Here is a 22,323-nt window from a genome sequence, read left to right as displayed (position 1 = left end):
TTTGCACTCTGATTAAATAAGTAATATGAATACACATAATCTTTGTTGTATCGGCCACATTACGTTGGATAAGATTGTAACGCCGAAAAGGACACTGCACATGCCGGGAGGGACATCTTTCTATTTTGCGCATGGGATGAGCAATTTAGACACTTCCGACTTCCTGTTGGTAACAGCTCTTGCTGCCAGCGAGATGGATGCGGTGGAAGAAATACGGAGAAAAGGGATCGATGTCAAAGTGCTGCCCAGCGCCCATTCCGTCTACTTCGAGAACACATACGGCGAGAACCAGGACAACCGGACGCAGCGGGTATTGGCAAAAGCCGATCCGTTCACAGTCGAAGGGTTGCAGGATGTCGATGCCCGCATCTACCATTTGGGAAGTCTGTTGGCGGACGATTTTTCCTTAGACGTAATCAAATATCTATCGACCAAAGGGATGCTGTCGGTCGATGCCCAGGGATACCTGCGTGAAGTCCGCGGTGAGAAAGTGTTCGCCGTAGACTGGCCGGAAAAGGAAGAGGCACTGAAATACATCCATATCCTGAAAGCCAACGAACACGAGACGGAAGTCCTCACCGGATGCAAAGACCCGCGCGAAGCAGCCCTGAAATTAGCCAACTGGGGTGTCAAGGAGGTTTTGCTGACATTGGGAAGCATGGGATCCGTCATTTATGCCGACGGCGAATTTCATGAGATACCCGCCTACCCTCCCACAGAGATCGTAGACGCTACAGGATGCGGCGATACCTATATGGCCGGCTATCTGTATATGCGGAACAAAGGAGCTTCCTACAAAGAAGCGGGATGTTTTGCCGCCGCCATGTGTACAATCAAGCTGGAGGCTTCCGGGCCTTTCGGGGGAACGGAGAAGGATGTCTGGGAGATTATCGAAAGGAATAAATAACAAGGATAAGGACATTTCCCGCAATTAGCACTTGATCACAACAAAGGGGAGAGCCTCACGGTTCCCCCCTTCGTTTTCGGATCAAATGATTTCCTCATTACGAGGTGCGCATAATAGTTATACTATCTTACAATAACTTTCGTTGTCGTCGCCTTGCCGGAAGCAGACAGGCGGACAATATAAATGCCGCTGTAAGCCGGAACCTGTTCCATTCCGTTAACCAAGCTCTTGTAGATCATGACACCTGCCATATTCACAATTGTAGCCTCGACCGGTGCAGCCGGTTCGATCACGATCTGTCCTCTTTGTCCGTAGACGCGGCTTTCGGACAGGATCTTTTCAATGCCGGTGGCGGCATCAACGGTTACTTCACACATTGCGGTAAAGCCTCCGTCGACTGTGGTCGCGATAATCGTCGCCTTGCCCGCCTTCAATGCTTTCACGGTTCCGTCTGCATCGACACTGGCAATCGTCGGATCGGTACTGGTCCATTTCACATCCTTCTTGGTCGCACCTGTAGGCGTTACGGTAGCAACCAATTTTTCGGATTTCTTAGGAGCCAAAGTAAGCGTCGACTTGTTCAGGGAGATCCCCGTAACGGCTACGCCTTCTGACGGGGTGTCGCCACCACCTTCTGTACCGGACTTGAAGGTTACAGTTACGGTAAACGCTTCACTACCGGCAATACAATACCATTTTGTAGGTTCGCCACTACCGGCTTCGCTACCGGAAGAGGCATTTGCTCCACTGACAGTAACAGCCTCAATCGTGCCGCTGGTAGTTGTAATAAACAGCTTCATACCGGCAGGCACTTTATTATCGGTAGCCGGATTTATCACATTGCCTGTAGCATCCGTAAAGACCAGATTACTTGCATTTCCATTCTCTGCCTTGACCGTCATCAGATAGCTTGCGACTCCCTTCAATGAGACATAAGAGTGAAGTTGAAGGCCTTCTACCGAATAGTTATTCTGATCACTCGGTGTAAATATCACATTTTGGTCGCCGGCAGATGTCACCTTCTTGTCATCCTCCCAGGTAAATTGTCCGGGGACCGGATTACCCTGTGCATCCGTAACCTTTCCATTCGTGTCCAAAATAGAAGTAGACAACATGGCATTCTTAGCTACAGGTGAAGCATTCGGAACTTTAATATTCGTCACCACTAATTGTTGCGGCTTGATTGTCAACGTACCGATTTCCGTTTCTGCAAGTGCACTATATGTCGTGCCATTGTCACAACTTACTTTAATCTTATAAGTTCCGGCATCAACAGGGTCAGGGGTCGTGTACGCATCATGATTTGAAGCATCTTGCTTTACATACTGGACCTTCCAAGCCACATCAGGAGCCAAGCCTAAAGCAGAGGATGTGCAAGCCAAAGACCGGCCTGTATAGGTAGCATTCACTGACTGGTTCGTTTTATATGAAGGAGTTGACATGAGTGTGAAAGCATCGGCAGCAACATTAACCGTCACATTATAGGAAACTGTAAACGTATGATCGTTGTTTAACGTACCACCTGTTACCGTGATTTTGCTCCAATCAATCTTATAACCGGCTTCAACTTTCGCATTAAGCGTCAAATTCAAACCGCTATAAGTCTTATTACCAACCGGTACGAAGTCGTTTTCAACAGAGACAGTACCATGATCGTTGGCATTAGTGGCATAGGTGATTGTAACTGTTTTTGCATTAGAGGCTTCAGAAGCAGGAACAGTAGTTGTCTTCACATATCCCAAATTATCGTCTGACGGTACAAAGTAAATGACAGAACTATTGCCAGCCTTTGTAGCGGGTTCACGATTCGGATATTTGCTTTGAAAAGCAGCTTGATCCAGCCACTCACCTGCCACAGTTGTCTTAGCAGCTACATCCGCATCTGCCAATCTATCCGAGAACGGGATATCCAATACACCCGGTACTCCCGGAAGGATTTCAAGTGTATAGTCTTTTTCGTTCGAGTAAGCGGCATATAGCTCATCGGCTTCACGCGTAATGATCACCTGATACTTACCGACTGTCGATGGAGCAACCACTTCGTTACCATCTTTTTTAAATGTAACCTTGAAATCCGCAAGATTAGCAGCTGTTTTCACCGTATACACTTGGGCATTGCCATTATAGATAACTTTCGTCTCCTTTTCATTTTGGATATTGACCGGTTCCAAAGTCTTTACCAAAGCAGAGAAGTTCATATCACCTTCCACCAGCAAATCGTTATCGCCATTGGCGATTGCCTGGTTGTTCAGCAGGAGGGAAACTAATTTATGAGTACCCTTATAGGCTTCTTTTATAGAGGCTTTCACATTCTTGATCGACGTGTTGAACTCCGACTTGCCAAACGAGACATTGCTAAACTCTACCTGTTCGGGAGCCAGGTTTTGCACCAGATATTCTTCTTTCACGAAGCTTGCCGCAATCGTGATGGCGGTATTGACAGTAATATAATCGCCAGTCACTTCGGTATCGCCCGCTCTCAACGAAGCCAACTTATAACCTCTGTTCGGAACAGCGACAATTGTCAGGGCAGACCCTTTATCAACAGAAGAGTTAGGATTCACGGCTTTATTGTCTTTATCCAGCATGGTAATAGAGCCATTGACCGGAGCTGTGACATTTACCATCACTTTCTGGTTCGGGATGTCCTCAAATTCTACAGTTACGGCATAAGAACCACCTTCTTCTCCTCCTACGACAAAATTGTTGGCAGAGGTTGTTGTACCTGTATCGCTATCACTCTTTTTATAGGCATAAGAAACAGATTTCACCTGCTTTCCGGATGCCGGTTCGGCTACGATCGTCAGGTTTGTGCCATACGAAATATTAGCGTCTGTCGCAATTTCCTTATCGCCATTCAACACTTTGACCGTTCCACCATCAGGAGATGCCGTAAAGGTAATCTTACGGGTTGCTTTTGCAAAGACAGCCTTGACGACAGTGCCGTCAGGAGCGGCTTTTATTTCCCTCGTTTTAGCTTCTTCATACTTTTCTGTCGAAGCAGCTTTAGCTTGTTCAGCAGGTGAAGCCCATGATACGAACTTATACCCCGTTGCAGGAGTGGCCGTAACCTTTACATCTGCATAAGCGCTGGTCGTTCCTACATATTTATTATCAGGGGTAGCGTCATCAATCGTGACCGTACCGCCGGCAGATTGTTCAACGGTGACAGCAGCCACATACAAGGCGGAGACCGTTATATCCCCGGAGGTGGCATTATTATAGATTGCAGATGAATCCGGAGTAAAGATTGCTTTACAGGTATTAGTGCCTTTTGACAAGACAAGATTCGGATTCTCCCATGCCCATGTACCTTTGATCACACGTTCACCGTATTTACAAGTTCCGGCGGTGAGAGGGACATTATATAACAACTGGCCTTCTTTTATAATCAAACCGGAGGCGACAGACGGCTGAGTTGCAACAGTCAACGCCAGCTTATTGTTGACAACCAACGGTATGACCATATCCAAGCCTTTCTTATCGGCGGTCTCATCAGCTTGGAGTTTGACATAGTAAGTACCGGCTGCCTTGATATCGGAAGCACCGTTTGACAGTTTATCGTTTTCCTCACAGGCATTCGTCTTATAATAGCCTTTTATAATATCAGCATTGCCAGTACCGTTATCCTTTACGGTAACAGCCGCAGCCCCAGAAGTATTGACCGTCTGTGTCGTGTTCTCGAAAGTCAAGTTCCAGCTTGCCTTTTCTTTCCAGACAACCGTTACATTCGTTTCACTCTTTATCTGACCAAGAGGAAGAGAATAGAGGTTCGGATTTCCTGCCATGAAGGTGAGAGTTCCAAGTATGGTTTTTTCATCAGCAGTGCCTGTCCAAATCGCTTTCTTTCCACCTACCTTCAATGAGTCGATAGTCTGTCCCGGTCGGGCTTTCAGACCTATACGAAGGTATGAGCCATACTTGACCTGATTGCCTTTCAGTTCAACGGAATCCTTCGTATTTTTGTAATCTCTTATCCATACCGTATCGGCGGCAGAGCCTTTGTCCGTTACATTCAACGTCACCATGAAGCCCGGTTCTGCGGGGGCTTTGGTGTCTATATTTTGAGCGTATATCGCCGGGGCCGCAACGAGAAGGGCGAGGGATAACGCGGATTTTATCTTTTTCATATTCGTCTTCGTTTTAATTGTTACTTAACTATTACTTTCTGTTTGTTTACAGCGTAGATGCCTGCCGGGAGGTTGATCTGATAGCCGTCGGAGGTTACGCGGGCATTATAATAGATACGGCCCAACATATCGGCGACAACCACCTGTACAGGTTCAGCCGTGCGGATCGTAATCGTTCCATGACCGGATTCGACATAATAGCCTTCCGCCGGAGTGATGGTTTCGTTGCCTGTCGGTGTTTCGCCTACACGGAGGGAGCGCAATGTGCTGGTAGTAGTTTCATCAGCCAGGATATAGCTCTGGAACGGGGCGATTGCCGGGTTGAACTGCTGTGTAAAGACATTCTTGGCTGCATCAAAAATGTAGGCATAACCAGTTAGCTGCATTTTGTACAGGTTCGGGTTGGCACACATTTTCAAAGTCGGGTTGCCACTCTTCAAATCACCAACCGATACCGGGGCTTCTTTTGTTCCTAAAGAGACAACCACATCAGCCGGGCTTGTCACGTAGATCAGGCTGTCTGCGTTGTCGCATGCGATCAGGCAAGCGGAATCGGGAGTGGCATTGGCAGCTTTCATTTCGAACTCAACCGCACTCGCTTTTACAGAAGCACCCCAAAGGCCGGTTTCACCTGTAGTTCCAAAGTTTCCTGTTGCAGTTTTAACGTCAGTGCCTTTTGCATCCTTAACGGTCATAGTCTTGCTATTCCCCATTTTATTGAACGGGAACCCGAATGCTTTCCACTGATCCGTAACCTTATAGGTCAACTGGACAGCTTTAGCAGTAACGGCTGTATTCGGAAGCACCTTCAGCTGAGCGCCTTCTTCCATAAAGACGGTATCGAGAGCCATTGCTACGTTGATATTCAGAATACCTTTTTCCGTAATCGTAACATTCTGCTCTGCATACTTCGCATCGTTCCAAGACTGTTTGTCTTCAATAACCGGAGCAGAGAAAGCAGAAACGACTGCCAATTTGTTGTCAGCAAGCGTCAGTCGCTTAACCGGCTTGTTCTTTGCCACTTCTGAAAATGCGGCTGCATCGTCTTTACCTGTTACCAGATAAGCGTCTTCACAGTTGATGATCAAACCATTCCTCAACGCGGAAGCAGTAAAGTTTTTATTGAATGTAGCATATTTCACACCTGTATTCATCACACCGGCAACAGTTGCAAAATCGGTATCGATCAACAAAGAATCCAGACCGGAAGAGATGCTATCCAATTGGATAGTTTCTGAATTGCTGATGTATTCGGTTGCCAGGTTGGAGGTCCAAACACGGACAAGAGGAGTATTGTTATCCGTATGCAAATATTTAGCCTTAGCCCAAGAACGAGTTAACTTTTCACCATACGAACCAACAACCATCTTTGCAACTTCCACAGAAGTACAATATGTACCTTTTAAACTATTCGAAACACGATCGTAAAATGCAATCTGTGGAACAAAGTCTTCATCCTCCCCTGCTTTATCATTCAACATACAACCGTCACCCAACTCGATATGCGGATAATTTGTTGTCTCACTGGATAGTTTAACTGCAAACTTCTTATTGCCGCTTGTCGTGAAATCAGTAGCAGACAACGCAGAAGAATTCAAGTGAACAGCACCTTCAAGATTGCCATTCATTGCTACGTTATTAAAAAGAAGTCCGGGGAAATTGTATGCATTAATACCGACAACATCCATTTCTTTCATGGTAAGATCTTTAATGGTCAGTGTGCTTGTTACATCATTCCCTTCTATATAGAACAAATATTTCTTGCCTCCATCATTAGAAGAATTAGTATTGTTATATTTCTTTCCTGAAATGGTTTTGCCGTTACCGGCAATCGTCAAAGCCAGGTTCTTCATCTTAGCTGATTTCAAAAAGAAAAGGCCCTGATAATCACCTGCACCTCCCATTAATTTTGTATTTGAATCGAATGTCAGATCTTTTTCTAATGTGATCACAGAAGTCGTTATTTCATTATCAACACCCTCTTTGATCATATCTACAGCCGTTTGCATTTCTGCAAAAGTAGAGACATTAGCATCGAAAGACTTGCCATATTTCAATGTCCCTGTCTTCGTCAGCGTCACACCGCTTGCCATTGAAAGGCCGTCGTTGAAGGTCCAGGTTTTGTTGGCAGGGATAGTAAAATCTTTAACTAAATCATTAGGAGTACTGGCCTTCCAAAGGAATGGAACGAGATTAACTTTTGCACCTGTCACCGTAACATTTTGCATGCCGTTACTTACATTTACAATTGGAGTATTAGTTCCCTTAAACGTAATCGTTATATTGTCTGATGTAGGAATAGGATTCTTTTGTTCACTATCCCGGTCTGTACCAAGATAACATTCATATTTGGCATCGAATATACATTTATCATCGAATGTCATCGAAATATTTTCAGCTTTTCCGCGAACCATGGCAGCAATCGTTCTATAATCGCCTGTTCTGCTATTGAATGTACAGCCGTTAGCAGTTACAGTTGAAGATTTTGTATAACCTCTCCAGCCTGCACCATACAAACCACCATTGAAGGTTACCTTATTATAGGTTGCATTTGCTGTACCCATAGCGGAATAACTATAACCACCACCAGCACAAGAAGCCCCTGTTACCGTTCCACCTGTCATAGAAAAAGTGGAGGTTCCTATACTATTAAGATAGTCTTTTGAATCCGTGTTTTCAGTTTGGCCGAAGCCAACCGGTGCAAAACCACCACCTAAAGCATAAGTCAAAGTTGCACCATTTACCGTAACATTCGTTGATTCCGTTTTAGCAAATTCCATGCCTCCAGAAATCAGATAACCGACACTTGCCCCATTTACGTTCATCGTTACGGCTGTAGCATCAGCAGATTTAGCATTTTCCTTACTGTCATTCGGTCCAAATCCACCACCAACTAAATACTGTCTGATTGTACCGCCATTCACTGTTAAAGCTACATCATTCACTTTAGCCTTATAGCCACCACCTATCAAGGCAAAAACTTTACCACTCTCCATCGTGATACTTGTGTTCTTATCCAATGCTTCTTTTGAACCGCCGAATATAACAGGATTACACTTTTCGGGTAATTCGAGCTGAGTTCCTGTTGTATTATTAAGAATTGTAACAAATCCGGAATTGGCACTTGCTGCAACAGTGATAGGAGCACCTGCCGCATAAACAAATGTATAGCCATTAGTAAGATTCTTATTGCGAGGGAAATTTTCAACATATTCCATCGACAAGTCGGAAGTTGTCCAATACTTCTTAGTCTTCTCTTTATCCGACTCTTTAATCGTATAGGTAGCCCAATTAGATTTTTCCGGCAGAGTAACAACATTCTCCGTTGTTGTCAGCTCCGTCCAAATCTTATATGGCTCATAAGCGAGGAAATTTCCATCAGTAAATTTAAAATTAGGGGTATAGTCAGATGTACCTTTATCGACATTGACACTTCCCCAACCATTACCAAGTGTTTTTAAAGATTTGACTTCAACAGCAGAATGAACCAATAGACCAGCATTCATGCTCCCGTCAATTATAACACCTTCCAAACAGGTTTTCATTGCAGACTGGGCATTTATTCCTGATGCCATAGAGTTATACACGGCAAGATTTTTTAATGTCACCGATTTTTCGGCTGCACCACCCACAATGGAAATTAGGTTTGTTTTGCTGTTATCAATACTTCCATCAGTTTTTTTTGGCCATTCCGCATCACGATTAGCCTTAATTATTGTAGCATCAGAAGATCCAATGATTCCCTCTAATACTATTCCTTTGTCGATTACCAATTGTTCATCTAACAAATAAATTACCGAAGCCAGTTTGATCGTATCGCCATCAGCGGCCTTTGCGATCGAATCCCGTAATCCTGCGACATCTCCTGTCTTATTTGCTATTGTGCCAACATGGAAAACATGATGAGTTTCGTTTTCCGCATGTAGCCAACCGACACTTGCCGTCAACCCTATACTGACGGCGAGCAAAAAGTGTAATTTTCGCTTCATAAGCTTTTGATTTTAAAGTGAGTTATTAATATTGAAATAAATCATTAACATTTGTTAGGACGTATGGTGTCAACTTAGGCTTTGACACCCATAGTGATGCCTAAGTTGATACCTATAGTGATCGCCCGTTTGACACCTGTGCCGAAGCCTCGTCCCCCATACGTAGGGAACGAGGGATCGACACCTGTATCGAGCGGACGGGTTAGAGTTCTCCGGGGCGTTCTTCTTCTCCGCCGCCTCCGACAGTCAGCAGGATGGGGAAACGGTATGTGCGGGGTTCTTTTACTAATTTGTAACCACTGCCGGCTTGCGTCGTGACACTAAGATAGTATGAGCCGTTGGAGAGTTGGGGGACCGAGATGATGATCTGCGACTTCGTGTTGGTCACAATAACCGAGACTTTTTGGGGTTCGCCTCCTCCGTCGGGGGTGAAATAGACGCCTACGGAAGGATCGTCGCCTTTCAACAGAAGAGTAGAGCCGTTGATAATGGCCGGACCGCCGGCGGTCAGTTCCTGACTTTCCTTGCCGGTTGTCGAGTCGATAATAGAGTTGATGACCGGGCCTACTGTGGCCATGTGGAATCTTGCCGTTAGGTTTTTCAAGCCTTTCAACAGGGCATTCCCTGGGGTGAAGGTAGTGCCGAATTTATTCTTTTCAGGATCGAAAACGGGTTTCTCGCCTTCTAACGGGCCGCTAAAGTTCAAGAGGTACTGCCCGACACCGTCGATCACGCTTTTGCCGTTGAGAACGGCATCGATCTTTTTCTGGTCGGCCAGATTCAGGATATTGATGATTGTTTCCGGACGGAACTCCGTACGTTCTTTTACGATGTCTTCCGCAATATTCTCATTGCGGTATGTACCGGTGATATTGACTTTTCCGGTGTAATCGCCGGGGGCTTCTGTCAGTACGTTATCGTACAATTCTACGGACAAGATTGTCTTTTCAGTTGCCATAATATTTTAAATTTAAGTTACCCGGTGGTGAGGCGGGAAATACCAATACAATTAATTTTTACCCTTAATTCTGATATAAGGGTAAAATAGATTATGATTTATTGGCATGTTATTTTAGCTGTTATTAGCACCGGGAGTAACTGTTTTCCCTCTGAAAAGGAGGCAAGGAGTGTGTAAATTTGGTTTTTGCACCGGAAATAACGCCTTCCATATCCCCGCTCCATAAGAGAATCTGTTATTTCCGGCAACCGGGAAGAAATCAATAGATCGTCATTTATTTGTACTCGGCCTGTCGGATATCCGTATTCGGGTATCCTGCCTTTTTATGCTCGTTTTTATGCTGAAAAACATCGAATAGGAGAACTCATCAAATAAAATCCCTTACCCGCTTAAAATTAAGCAGAGAAATGTTTTTTATAGCAAAAAGATTTATACCTTTGCCTTCGTCAAAGTTTTAGATAACCTTTGTTTATTATTCTTTATCTAATCCTAACACCCTCCCTTATATCAGAATTAAGGTTAAGCCCGCAGCTTGACAAGATCATCAACCGTACCTGTGACCAGACTATTGGCTTTGCTCAATTCGGAAGGATCCAATTGAGCGAGATAATGCCGTGTCGTTTGTTCGGATGCGTGGCCCAACGCCTGGCTGATCAGAGCGATCGGCGTGTACTTCCGGTAAGCGATGGTAGCCCAGGAATGACGGACCACATACGAGGTAAAAAGTGCGGGCAATTGCAAACGCTCGCCGATGCGTTTCAATGCAGCGTTGTACTTACGTAAAAGCTTCTTATAATGTTCGTAAGAAGCAGGGCCTTCCGGAGGGAAGATCGGGAATAGGTAGGGGCTCGACAGAGATGCATATTTATCCAGCAGGCACCGCATCCCCGATGTAATGCCGATCTTGATGGGCGAACCGGTCTTCGTCCGGTTGTAGACAAGCGCACCATCTTTGATATTATCGCGCGTCAGATGTGCCAGATCGACAAACGGTATGCCGCAAGCGATAAACGAAAAGGCACAAAGATCCGCAGCGAACTGCAATTCCGGTTCTTCCTTCAGATCCAGCACGGGAATCTGTTCGAATACTTCCAGGTTTACAGCCCGCTTGATCGTTTTCTCCGGGTGGATGACGATGTGCGCAAAAGGATGGATGCGCGGGACATAGCCTTGTTCGCGGATTATGATGTTATACATCGCCCGCAGTGCACTGACATAGCTGTTCACCGAGTTCACTTTGAGCTTCCTTCCCGCCTGCAAAAAGGCGATAAAACCGTCTACAAGGGACGGCGTCAATCGGGACAGGCTGATATCATATCCATGCCTGTACTTGCGGAACCAGTTGCCGGCCGCCCGGTACAGATCGGCTGTAGCATCCCTGCCTGCCTTGCGCCTGCGCAGGATCAGGACATCTATATGCCGGAACAAATATATTCCTGAAGGACGCTTCTTTGATTTGTTTGTTGTCATAATCACTTTATTTAAAATGAAACGAATATACAACAAACAAACGAACCGATTGGATGAATCATCCAATCTTCCATTCCCCTATATTCCGTTCTCCGGCATCGAAAGAGACACCAACTCTCACCAATTGCCGTCCATCAGCGGTGTAGGGAATAAGGTAACCTCTGCTGTCGATCTGCGCCAACGCTTCTCCAGCGGAGCCATCGAGCTTGAACTCGAAAACATAAATATGGTCCTTCGTCTTGACCACCGCGTCGGCACGACCCCTGGCACTGCGCACTTCGGCATCGCAAAACTGCCCCATCAGCTTGAAAACTATATAAAAGACCACTTGGTAATGACGTTCGGTCCGCGCATTCAACTCATAGGGGAAATCGGCAAAAAAGGCACGCAGACGGGTAAGAAAAGCATCCACATCGCCAGCCCGAAGTTCCCGGACAAACTTACCGATATAGAAACCTTTGTCGCTATCCGAGATGGAAGAATAGAACGGGGCGATGAAACTGAGGAAACCGTAGCGCACCTCTTCGTTCGGGAATTGCAATTTATAGAGTCCGAACTCACGGTTATAGTCTTTTATGGTGAGATAGCCGCTTTGATAGATGAGCGGGATGGGATTATTGGCTTCCATGCGATACTCGGTAAAGGCGGATGCTTCCGTCTCTATGCCGTCGATCAATTGCCGCATATCGAATTCGCTCTGTTTCAGCAGTTCGACAAGAAAGGTCGGTGTGCCGGTCTGGAACCAGAAATTGTCGAGTTTAAGACTGTCCAACGCATTCAGCAGACTGAAAGGATTGAACATTCCTGGAGTATTTTCCCTGAAATGATAGCCGTCGTACTTATGTGCCAATTTGCCGGGCGTTTCCTCACAGGTATATCCGTTTTCCCGGGCTACCGCCTCGATCTCCGGCTGGAAGTTCTGTTTGAGTTCTTCTAATGTGATTCCGCATATACCTGAATAAGCCGGGAACATGCTGATATCTTTTAACTGATTGAGGTCGCTGAAAACGCTGACGTGCGCGAACTTGGTGACACCGGTGAGGAATACGAATTTCAGATACGGGTCGGCACTTTTCAACACGCCGTAGAATGCTTTCAGGGTGGCACGGTAATTGGCGAGCAGCGCTTCGTTGCTGAAAACCTGCAAGAGCGGCTTGTCATATTCGTCTATCAGGACGACGACCTGACGCCCCGTCTGCTCGTTGGCGCGGCGGATGATGCCGGCAAAACGGGTAGAAAGTGTCGTTTCATCCTCACCTTTTCCATAAACATCTTCCCAACGGGTAAGATGACTACTTAATATTGCGATCAATGCTTCCGGCGAATTGTACTTCTCCGCGTTCAGATCGAGATGCAGCACCGGATAGGTAATCCAATCCTGTTCGAGCTTCTCGATAGCAAGCCCTTTGAAAAGCTCTTTCTTACCGAGGAAATAGGCTTCAAGGGTGGAGATAAGCAGGCTTTTGCCGAAACGGCGGGGACGACTCAGGAAATAGGGTTTTCCCCGCGTGACAAGTTCATAGATAAGTGCTGTTTTATCTACATATATATACCCACCTCTCCGTATGTCTTCAAAACTCTGTATGCCGATCGGCATCTTTCTGACCGCTGTATTCATAAAGCTGTTGCCCGTCCGTTAGTGAACGAGCCTTACAAAGATAGGAAAGAGTTGCGAATTATGAATTATGAATTATGAATTATGAATTTACTCAGCGTATCTTCTTCGCCATCACCCCATACGAATAGATCAGGACGACCGCATATCCGAACAGCGGCACGATAAAAGCGAACGACATCGTCGAGATATCGGCCACATAGCCCATCAATAACGGTCCGACCGCTCCGCCTATCGGGGACATCATCAGGAAGGAGGAGGCACGCTTGGTGTAATCGCCCAAACCTCTCAGCGAGATGGCGAAGATGGTCGGGAACATGATGGCCTCGAAGATATAGCAGGCAAATAAGGCGCTTTTCGACAGGACGCCTACGTTCAGGGTGACGAACAGAGCGCCCAAGACGGTAAAGATCGCACAGATAAACAAGACTTTCTCCGCCCGGACATAACTCATGATCCAGCTGCCGATGATACGCCCGACCATAAACAAGCCCAGTCCTCCGAAGGAAAGGACGATAGCGGCATCGTGGGCATCCATCCAACCGTCGTCGGTCACATAGTTGATAAAGAAACTGTTTATCGATATTTCCGCTATTTCATAGCAGAACAAAGCCATCACGCCCCAAGTGAAACAACGATGTTTCCACAGGCCTTTCAATCCGGCTTTTGCCTCGGCAGTCGTCTCTTCGCAATCGTCATGGTCGATCTCCGGCAGGCGGATGCGAAAGAAAACAAGGGCGACAGACAGGACGACAACCCCCATCACGGTATAGGGCAAAGCGATGTTAGCCTCCCCGTTTCCGGAAAACAACAGCATTCCACCGATCACAGGCGCACAGATGCAACCTAACCCGTTGAAGGATTGTGCCAGGTTCAAACGGCTGGCTGCCGTCTCGCGATCTCCAAGCTCCGTCACGTAGGGATTGGCTGCCGTCTCGAGGAACGTCAGGCCGCAGCCGATCACGAACAGGGAGAAGAGGAAGAAGTTGAACGACATCAACTGCTCGCTCGGAATGAAAAGCAGCGAACCGATCCCGTAGAGGATCAGGCCGAACACCACGCCTTGGCGGTATCCGTATTTATTGATGAAAAGCCCGGCGGGGATCGCCATCGTGAAATAACCGGTGTACATCGTTGCCTGGATCAGGGCGGAATGGGCTTTCGTCATGACAAGCGCCTCCTGGAAATGTTTGTTCAGGACATCCAGGATGGCATGTGCGAAACCCCATAAGAAAAACAGGGATGTGACTAATACAAAAGGGACCAGATACTCTTTCTTTACCAACGATTTCTTTACTTTTTCCATTATGATGTTATTTGTTTTTATTCTCACTTTACAGGCTTGCCGGCCGGAAGGGAATCGTAAACCAGAAAGTCGACCCTTTGCCTAATTCGGACTCCACCCCGATCTCGCCACCAAAAGACTGGACTATGGACTCGCAAATGGAAAGCCCCAAACCCGTACCCTGCACAAAGCTGTCAAATTTAGCAAAACGTTCGAATACACGCGGCACGTTTTCCACGGCAATGCCTTTTCCCGTATCCGTAACGTAGAAACGGAGGATATCTTCCCGTTTCTCATAGCCCATCACGATAGAACCTTCGGAGGTATATTTGCAAGCGTTGCTAAGGAAATTGGAAACGACCTGCGTCAACCGGTTTTTCTCCGAACGGATCACATATCCCGGAGAAGGCTGCCGGCAAATGAGGTCCACCCCTTCTTTCACCCTGGATTTATACACCTGATACAGATTGAAGAAAAGGTCCGACAGGTCGACATCCGAATAGTTGAAATCCAACTGCCCGGCCTCGATCTTCGAAAGGTCGAGGATATCGTTTATCAACTGCAGAAGGAGTTCGTTGTTTGTTTCGACTATTTTCACATACTCCTCGATCTCGTCTTTCTCATCCGTCGTCGCAATCAGGTTCGAAAAGCCGACGATGGCATTCAACGGAGTCCGTATCTCGTGGCTCATATTGGCCAGGAAGGCGCTCTTCAGCCGGTTTGATTCTTCGGCTTTGTTACGCAGACGGATCAGTTCGTTTGTCATTTTCAGATCCGTAATATCGCAACGCAAGCCGATCAGTTTGCCGATCCTTCCGTCCTCATCTTGCCCGTACGCCACGGCATGCATTTCGAACCAACGGTTTCCCAAGGCGGGTGCGGTCGTACGGATCTGGACATCCATGACCGGTATCTTTCCTGCAGCAAGCTCTTCCAGGCCCCGGCTCAACAGTATCCGGTCGTCGGGATGGACAAAAGATAGATAATCATCCAACGGGATCACCGCTTCTTCAAATATCGTGGAGTCGGGCGAATAGAAACTCCGGGCTTCGACGTTATATTCCCATGAAATGATCTGGGCGGCCTTCAAGGTAAAGTCCAGTTTCATCTTGCTTTCTTTCAACTCCCGTTCATTCTCGTGGATATCCGTCGTATCGACGATGGTCGACACGACATATCGGTTCCCATCCTGATCTACAAGGCGCGTTTTGGTCGTGATACCCCAACGGACAGGCAATCCGCTTTCCTTATCATGAAATATCCGGTTGTACGAAATCGGCCCGTCGCTTTCCAGCACGTCGAGATCTTCCTCGCGGTATTGCGCCGCCTTCGGGTCATTCACCTCAAAGTCGTTCTTTCCGAGCAGAAAGTTGAAATTCTCCCCGTAAAACTCGGAGACCTTATTGTTATAGAACAAATACCGGAAGTCATTCCCCACATCTTTGATAAACAACCCTACCGGCAAGTTATCGATAATAGACTGCAAGAACGTCTTCAGGCGCAGTATCTCTTTATCGGCAACCACATAGGGAGTGACATCGTGGGTAAAACAGATCACATATTGCTTTCCGAACGGCACGACGCGTGCCTTCGTATAAGTGGCGTTGTCTCCCTCTCCATATTTATAATTAAAGACCGTTACCTCGCCGGTCCGGATCGTCTTCTTCACATTCCCGATGATATCGTCCATCATCTCTCCATACCTCGCATACTCCTGGCGGATCTCCCACAGGTTCCGGCCGATCATGTCAGTCACATCTCTCCCGAACAAAGCATGATCTTGGGGATTTACAATATCCAGGATATTCAAATCCGCATCAAAGATCGTCGCCATATCCGGCATGCAGCTCAAAAGTTCCATCATTTTCAGATTGGCGGTCTTGTAGTTTTCTTCTTTGCGTCTCCTGTACATCAGGATTCCGAAGAAAATAACGATCATCAGGACGATCAGGCAAAAAAGAAGTATGATTTCCAGTGAATGTTGTTCCCACAAAGAGGGAGTCCTGTTATAAAGCACGGCTCCTTCCGGCAGGGACGAGAGCTCGAATCCGGCCTTCACAAAAGTCGGATAATTGATATAATAGCGGGGCTGCGAAGGCGTATATTGGAACTCCGGGCTTTTGCTTATCCCTTTTGTCAGGACGCTATGCACAAGAGACGCCAGGTCCTTTCCCATTTCCACACCGGAAATAAAATAGCCGCCGATGAAATTCATGTTCGTCTTCCCCTGGTCCAACGACTGGAATACAGGTATGGAAGTATGATGGGACAAGGCATTATGGAGCATCGAATGGGCATGGGGATATTGGGCGGCATCGGTATACCATCCGCCTGTCAGCAGAGCATGGCTGTCGTCCATCAGGGAAATGGAATCGAGCAATTGCTGGGTAGTCAGTTTGCCGCCGTCCAGATAGTACAGATCAAGCGAATCGACCTGGTCGCAAAGGTTCTTTATATACGCTTCGAAAAAGGCTATCTTATACCGGTTGTCATAGCAGAAGGCTATATGCCGGATGTCAGGGTTCAGCTGCTTGATCAGCTTGAAGTTCTCGATCAGGTAATCCCGATAAGCATAGCCCGTCACGTTGAAATCACCGAAAGACTCTTTCATCGGTATCATCTTCTCCACACCGGTCCCATTCAGGCTTGCCAAATACTCATAATCGATAAACACACCCTTCATGTACCCCAAGACAACAGGCGTAGCACGCCAGCTTTCCGGGCAAGCGGACCGGTAGGCAGACCAGGCTTCGTTCCCCAACAGAACGACGACTTCGGGTTGCTGCTTATACGCCTCGAACAGTTGCAGCATCCATTCCTCCCAGTCTTCAAATGCAGGCGACGATTCAGAATCCATATATTCTACAGATACCCTCGTATCGACCTTCTCGTCCAAATGAGTGATAAGAGAAGCAATCACATGGTTCCCTTCTTCCTTGAGCGGAGAATAAGAACTGATGAGCAAGATCATCTTCCGGTTCTCCGTTTTCACCGTATTTGCCTGTACACGGAAAGAGGAAAGAACAAAAACTATTAAATATATAAGTAATCCGTAAATTGTAGATTTACTGCCTAATCTCATCTTTCTATCATTATAACTCTTCGGTGCAAAAGTAGTGCATTTTTTGTCAGTTCCGGCAATCCAGAGGAATTAAACAAAAAACAACCGCTTGCCTAACAAATCTCCCATCTGCTGTTTCAAGGCCGGCGCATTCAGCGGTTTGGATGTGTAAGCGTCGAAACCGCTGTTCATGATCTGTTGCTCGTCCGAGGCGAAAGCATAGGCTGTCACAGCAATGATCGGCACTTCGGTCGAGAGTTTACGAATCTCGGCAGTCGCTTCGTACCCATTCATTTCCGGCATATTGATATCCATCAGTATGATATGGGGACTATACTTTTTGAACAGTTCTACCGCCTCTTTCCCGTTCCAGGCATGCAGCAACGTATATTCATGTTTCAGGATCGACTCGAACAATTTAAAGTTTCCGACATTATCCTCGGCTATCAGAACGATCAGTTTATCTTTCTCCACCTTCTTCTTCTCGAACTGATGCAAGTGCTTTTCCGGTTTCTGGGCCGGAGAGCATGGGAAGGTGAACCAGAACGTTGTGCCTTTCCCTTCTACCGATTCGACCCCGATCTCCCCGCCCAAATGGTCGATGATCATCTGGCAGATAGAGAGTCCCAAGCCGGTTCCCTGAGCGAAAGCGTTCAGCTTGACAAAACGTTCGAAGATCTTTTTCTGCAACTCTTTGGCTATCCCGCAACCCGTATCCGTCACATAAAAATGCAGCCATTTCTCATGTTCCCTGGTGTAACCGAAACGGATACTGCCTTCTGTCGTAAACTTGATCGCATTGGTGGTCAGGTTCGTCAAGACCTGCATAAGCCGGTTCTTGGGAAGAGAGACGTAACATTCGGCGACCCGTTGCTCGAACTGGACCTTCACATCCTTCATCGCCCTGGGTTGCATCATCCGTTCGAATTCAGACAATAAATTATTGATGTCTACATCCGAATAGACGAACTCCAACGTCCCCGCCTCGATCTTCGAAAGGTCCAGGATATCGCTTATCAATTGAAGGAGGAGAGCATTGTTATTCTCGATAATGCTGATATATTCTTCTTTCTCATCTAACTCGTCCGTAGTCGCCAGGACATTGGAGAAACCGACAATCGCGTTCAGGGGCGTACGGATCTCGTGGCTCATATTAGCCAGGAATGCCGATTTCAGGCGGTTAGATTCTTCCGCTTTGTTTTTCGCCTCGATAAGCTCGCGTTCGATGGTTTTGCGATCGGTTATGAGCAGGGAAGAGCCGATCAACGAAACTGGACGCCCCTCCTCGTCTCTTTTATCCACGGCAGCACGGGCTTCAACCCATTCGAAGCCGTGCAATCCTTTCTCCGGATTATAAATACGATATTCCTCCCTTATCTTATCGACCTTCCCGTCGATCAATGCCTGATAGGCCTCTTTCACCTTTTTCCGGTCGCTCTTGAATATTTTGGAGAAATAGTCGGCTTCCGGCACTGACAATTGGTTTTCATCAAACAATTCGGAAGTCCCCGTATCGATTTCCCGGCTCACATCGCACAGGATCGTCCTTTTCTCCAAATCCCATTTCCAGGGGGTCACGTTTGCGACATCCAACGACATGGACAACTTCTTGTTGACAGTCCGCAACAATTGCTGCGCTTTGAACAGTTCGCTCGTATCGACCATAAATATATCCACACAATCCTTCTCGCTGGCAGAAATAATCATCACGCTGAAATAACGGTCCGACGGGCCGAAATAATATTGCGTGCTCACTTTCTTATTCTGCCCCAATACCAGGCTGCACATATTCAAGTATTGCAAGAACTGCCGGTCATGCACTTCGGAACCTTTCTTTCCCTGGTAACTCCTATTCGTATCCAACCGCTTTTCGAATTCCGGATTGACATTCTTTATGATATAATCGACCGGCTTGTTGTCTTCATCAAAAATCACCTGCTGCTTCATATAGCAGATCGGCATGTTATTAATCAGACGGCTATAACTGCTCATCAACTTCAGTTCCTTTTCCTGGTACAACCGTTTCTTGTTCAGGGTCGAAATCCTGAAAGAGAGGAACAGCAGCAAGAAAAGCAACGAAGTGCCGCCGGCCAAGACATAATCGCCATACTGCTCCCAGAACGAAGGGGGCTTCATATAAAAAAGCGAATCGGGCGGACAAGCCGAGAGGGAGATGCCCGACTTTTCCAACATCTGATAATTCAATACCGGACGCGGACCTTCGGGCATGATGATGGAATTATAGATTTTTCCCCTCAGCAATTCGTCAATGGTGGTGTACAGCAGGGAGGATATTTTGGAGGCCGGATAATAGCATCCGCCGACCATGCCGTTCTTAACGATGTCCATGTCGTTCAACGTAAAAATGGGAAGATCGGTATAGGAACTCAGCAGGATGTACTTTCCGCGCTCGTTCCTCAGTATCCAGGAATAATAAAGGATCCCGGTATGGGCATCCGAACTTTGCAAGATATTGATCAAATCTTCCGTTTGCAAATCTCCGGCTGTCAGTATCTCCAATTCTATATCCGGGAAGGATTCCAGCATCACCGTTTCTAATGTGCTTTGGTTCTGGGCACTGATATAACGCTTATCGGAGAGGAACAACAGACGGGTCATATCCGGGATGCATTGTTTCATCAGGGAAATCGTCTCACCGATAAATTCGGGGACATATACGACTGTCAGATTCTTGCGTGTCTTGACACGGTCCGCGAGTTGCAATCTTTCGTCTATCGGACAAGCCTGCTTGGACAAATAATATTCACGCGGCCCGATATACTCCTTTTCCGCACAGAGCAGAAGCGGCACATCGACTCCCCAACGCCGTACCAGCTCATCCCGGAGCAAGACATAGGAGCTATTCCCTAAAAGGACAATCAGCAAAGGGGGTTTGGCGGTATATTTCTCCGCCAATTCGTCAATAAAGTCTTTTACATCCTCTTCCGTTTCCATCAACATCACGTCCATATGCTCGGTATAGGCATTGATACTGTCATCATCCGTAATCATCCGTTCATAGATGGGAGTCGTAAACACCCGGCTCCAGGGAGTGGATTCCGTATAGGAATTTATGATCAGGACATAATCCGATTGCTCTGTTACCGAAGAAGCAAAGACTGAAGTTAACGAAGCCAATAAGAATAAGCAGGTCAACAAAATGAATATCCGACAATGATGCAATAGATCCATGCTACAAATTTTATCTTAGACAAAGAATACAAATCAAATACCTCTTGAAAATCAAAATAGAATTCCAGTAACAAAGGTATCGATTTATTCCTGACAAAAACAATAATACGGAACATTAAAAAACAAATCCGGAGAATTTAACTTCTCACGGATCCACTGTCATTGAACACACCGGACGGCCTTTTAGCCGACAACATACCGGGCCTTTCTCCCCATCGACCGGTAAATCGCAGCGACGATCAACCAGGAAATGCCAAATGCAACGACTGCGGCGGCAGGTATCTGCAAGGCGACCGGGACATGCAGGGCACGCATCAGGACGACACCCGGACCGGTAAAGAAATAATGCACCATATAGATCCCGAACCCGCAAGTCGTCAGGTTCGCCAGCAAACTCTTGATCTTTTCGGACCGTACGTTCACCTTCTTGGCCAGCAAGAAAACGGGGATCGTCATCATCACGACATTAAGAGAACAATAGGTAAAGAAAAGTTCCAGCAATTCTTCGCTGTACTCCGGCAAAGCGGTTACATAGCGGAAACCATAAAAAGTCACGGCATAGCCGAGCACGAACATCGGAATTCCGACCGACAATATCTTGCTCAACTCCCAATCATGATTGCGCAGGTAATGGCCTAAAAGCAAGTAGCCATTGAATCCGGCGAAATAATACAACATATTGAAAGAGTTCCAGGAACAACCACCCCAGATATAAGGCGAAACGAACTGATAATAATAAGGTAACAACGTCGACACGCCCCAGGCCACGAGGAACCATAGTTTGGCCTTTTCCGAGGCTTTCTCCACCCAGGCAGAGAAAACAGGCAGGTACAAGTACAGTCCGATCAACAGATAAATATACCACATGTGCACATCCACAATTGAGAAATTCAACGGGATCTCCGCAATATATCTCAAGGAAACACCCAACGACTGTCGGGCCACCTCTTCGCCCGAATAGGGGAAAAAGTCCAAGATCACCTCCGGTGCCAGGCCAAGCAGTCCGGTTATCCAGGGGAACAGATTATAAAGCACCGACCAGATCAGGAACGGCCAAAAGACACGGCTGATTCTTTTTTTATAGAAGACGGAAGTATCGCCCTTCACCGGCAGCAACAAGGCTCCCGTAATCATCACGAACAGGGGGACGCAGGGACGTAGCAACGACCCGTAGGCAGCTCCCCAGAACTTGATCTGATCGATATTGGCAGGCGATTCGCCCGGATAAAAGTTAAACGGATCCGCACTATGGCAGCAAACCACGGTAAACATGGCGACAAAACGCACCACATCCAACCAAACGACATGCGTTTGGCCGATTGCCGAATTCTGACTCTTCATCATGATATTAGCATCTTATTAAGTTTATATTCCAAATTAAGAACCGCCCGCCACGCAAACGGTATCAGGAGGGCAAAGATAGGATATAAATTTTCAAACATGCTTTTTACATCTTCTATTATTCAAAACTGACTTTATTTGCTGTTTTACAGAATCTCGCTTACATCTATCTGCCTGTAATATAATCTGAGGGCAGAACACGTTGCAGGCACAAGCCGCACACGCTGTAAACCTCGCCCTTACTTCCCGTAATTGGCTTATGGGTTGCTATATCGTGGAATTTGAGGCACAAGCCGAAAAGAAGAATGCTGTTTATTGGTAATATTCTTAACCATCTTAAAAATACACACTTAAATATTTTATAATCAATATGTT

Annotated in this window: 10 protein-coding genes; 1 reads left to right on the top strand and 9 read right to left on the bottom strand. The window is 46.6% G+C overall.

Going from position 1 to position 22,323, the window contains the following annotated elements; genetic code table 11:
- Positions 1-25 precede the first annotated feature (25 nt).
- Positions 26-907, top strand: a complete 882-nt coding sequence (locus RDN79_RS12660; RefSeq protein ID WP_298546451.1) for a PfkB family carbohydrate kinase — start codon at positions 26-28, stop codon at positions 905-907.
- 122 nt (positions 908-1,029) lie between these two features.
- Here RDN79_RS12660 and RDN79_RS12655 read toward each other — a convergent pair whose 3' ends face one another.
- The 9 genes from RDN79_RS12655 to RDN79_RS12615 form a co-directional block, all read right to left on the bottom strand.
- Positions 1,030-5,037: an Ig domain-containing protein gene (locus RDN79_RS12655; RefSeq protein ID WP_298546453.1), complete on the bottom strand. Its 4,008-nt coding sequence runs from the start codon at positions 5,035-5,037 to the stop codon at positions 1,030-1,032.
- Positions 5,038-5,057: 20 nt separating this feature from the next.
- On the bottom strand, positions 5,058-9,026 hold the full coding sequence (locus RDN79_RS12650) for a DUF6383 domain-containing protein (RefSeq protein WP_298546455.1): 3,969 nt from the start codon (positions 9,024-9,026) through the stop codon (positions 5,058-5,060).
- Positions 9,027-9,228: 202 nt separating this feature from the next.
- On the bottom strand, positions 9,229-9,984 hold the full coding sequence (locus tag RDN79_RS12645) for a DNA-binding domain-containing protein (RefSeq protein ID WP_298546457.1): 756 nt from the start codon (positions 9,982-9,984) through the stop codon (positions 9,229-9,231).
- A gap of 519 nt (positions 9,985-10,503) precedes the next feature.
- A complete protein-coding gene (locus tag RDN79_RS12640; RefSeq protein WP_298546459.1) occupies positions 10,504-11,454 on the bottom strand; it encodes a site-specific integrase in 951 nt (316 codons plus the stop codon).
- A gap of 58 nt (positions 11,455-11,512) precedes the next feature.
- Positions 11,513-13,072: an ATP-binding protein gene (locus RDN79_RS12635; protein WP_298546462.1), complete on the bottom strand. Its 1,560-nt coding sequence runs from the start codon at positions 13,070-13,072 to the stop codon at positions 11,513-11,515.
- 91 nt (positions 13,073-13,163) lie between these two features.
- Positions 13,164-14,375, bottom strand: coding sequence for a sugar MFS transporter (locus RDN79_RS12630; protein WP_298546464.1), 1,212 nt, complete (start codon positions 14,373-14,375; stop codon positions 13,164-13,166).
- 28 nt (positions 14,376-14,403) lie between these two features.
- A complete protein-coding gene (locus RDN79_RS12625) occupies positions 14,404-17,346 on the bottom strand; it encodes a PAS domain-containing sensor histidine kinase (protein ID WP_298546466.1) in 2,943 nt (980 codons plus the stop codon).
- 159 nt (positions 17,347-17,505) lie between these two features.
- Positions 17,506-20,607 carry an ATP-binding protein gene (locus RDN79_RS12620; protein WP_298546468.1) on the bottom strand — a complete coding sequence of 1,034 codons (3,102 nt, stop codon included), beginning with the start codon at positions 20,605-20,607 and terminating at the stop codon, positions 17,506-17,508.
- 183 nt (positions 20,608-20,790) lie between these two features.
- Positions 20,791-21,951: an acyltransferase gene (locus RDN79_RS12615; protein ID WP_298546469.1), complete on the bottom strand. Its 1,161-nt coding sequence runs from the start codon at positions 21,949-21,951 to the stop codon at positions 20,791-20,793.
- Positions 21,952-22,323: the final 372 nt, after the last annotated feature.

The sequence above is a fragment of the uncultured Parabacteroides sp. genome (assembly GCF_902493135.1).
Lineage (GTDB): Bacteria > Bacteroidota > Bacteroidia > Bacteroidales > Tannerellaceae > Parabacteroides.
This window is presented reverse-complemented; position numbering and strand designations above follow the sequence as displayed.

Coding starts and splice junctions, on each gene's coding strand:
- RDN79_RS12635 (WP_298546462.1), bottom strand. CDS start 13,072: ATGAATACAGCGGTCAGAAAGATGCCGATCGGCATACAGAGTTTTGAA.
- RDN79_RS12650 (WP_298546455.1), bottom strand. CDS start 9,026: ATGAAGCGAAAATTACACTTTTTGCTCGCCGTCAGTATAGGGTTGACG.
- RDN79_RS12645 (WP_298546457.1), bottom strand. CDS start 9,984: ATGGCAACTGAAAAGACAATCTTGTCCGTAGAATTGTACGATAACGTA.
- RDN79_RS12660 (WP_298546451.1), top strand. CDS start 26: ATGAATACACATAATCTTTGTTGTATCGGCCACATTACGTTGGATAAG.
- RDN79_RS12620 (WP_298546468.1), bottom strand. CDS start 20,607: ATGGATCTATTGCATCATTGTCGGATATTCATTTTGTTGACCTGCTTA.
- RDN79_RS12655 (WP_298546453.1), bottom strand. CDS start 5,037: ATGAAAAAGATAAAATCCGCGTTATCCCTCGCCCTTCTCGTTGCGGCC.
- RDN79_RS12630 (WP_298546464.1), bottom strand. CDS start 14,375: ATGGAAAAAGTAAAGAAATCGTTGGTAAAGAAAGAGTATCTGGTCCCT.
- RDN79_RS12640 (WP_298546459.1), bottom strand. CDS start 11,454: ATGACAACAAACAAATCAAAGAAGCGTCCTTCAGGAATATATTTGTTC.
- RDN79_RS12615 (WP_298546469.1), bottom strand. CDS start 21,951: ATGATGAAGAGTCAGAATTCGGCAATCGGCCAAACGCATGTCGTTTGG.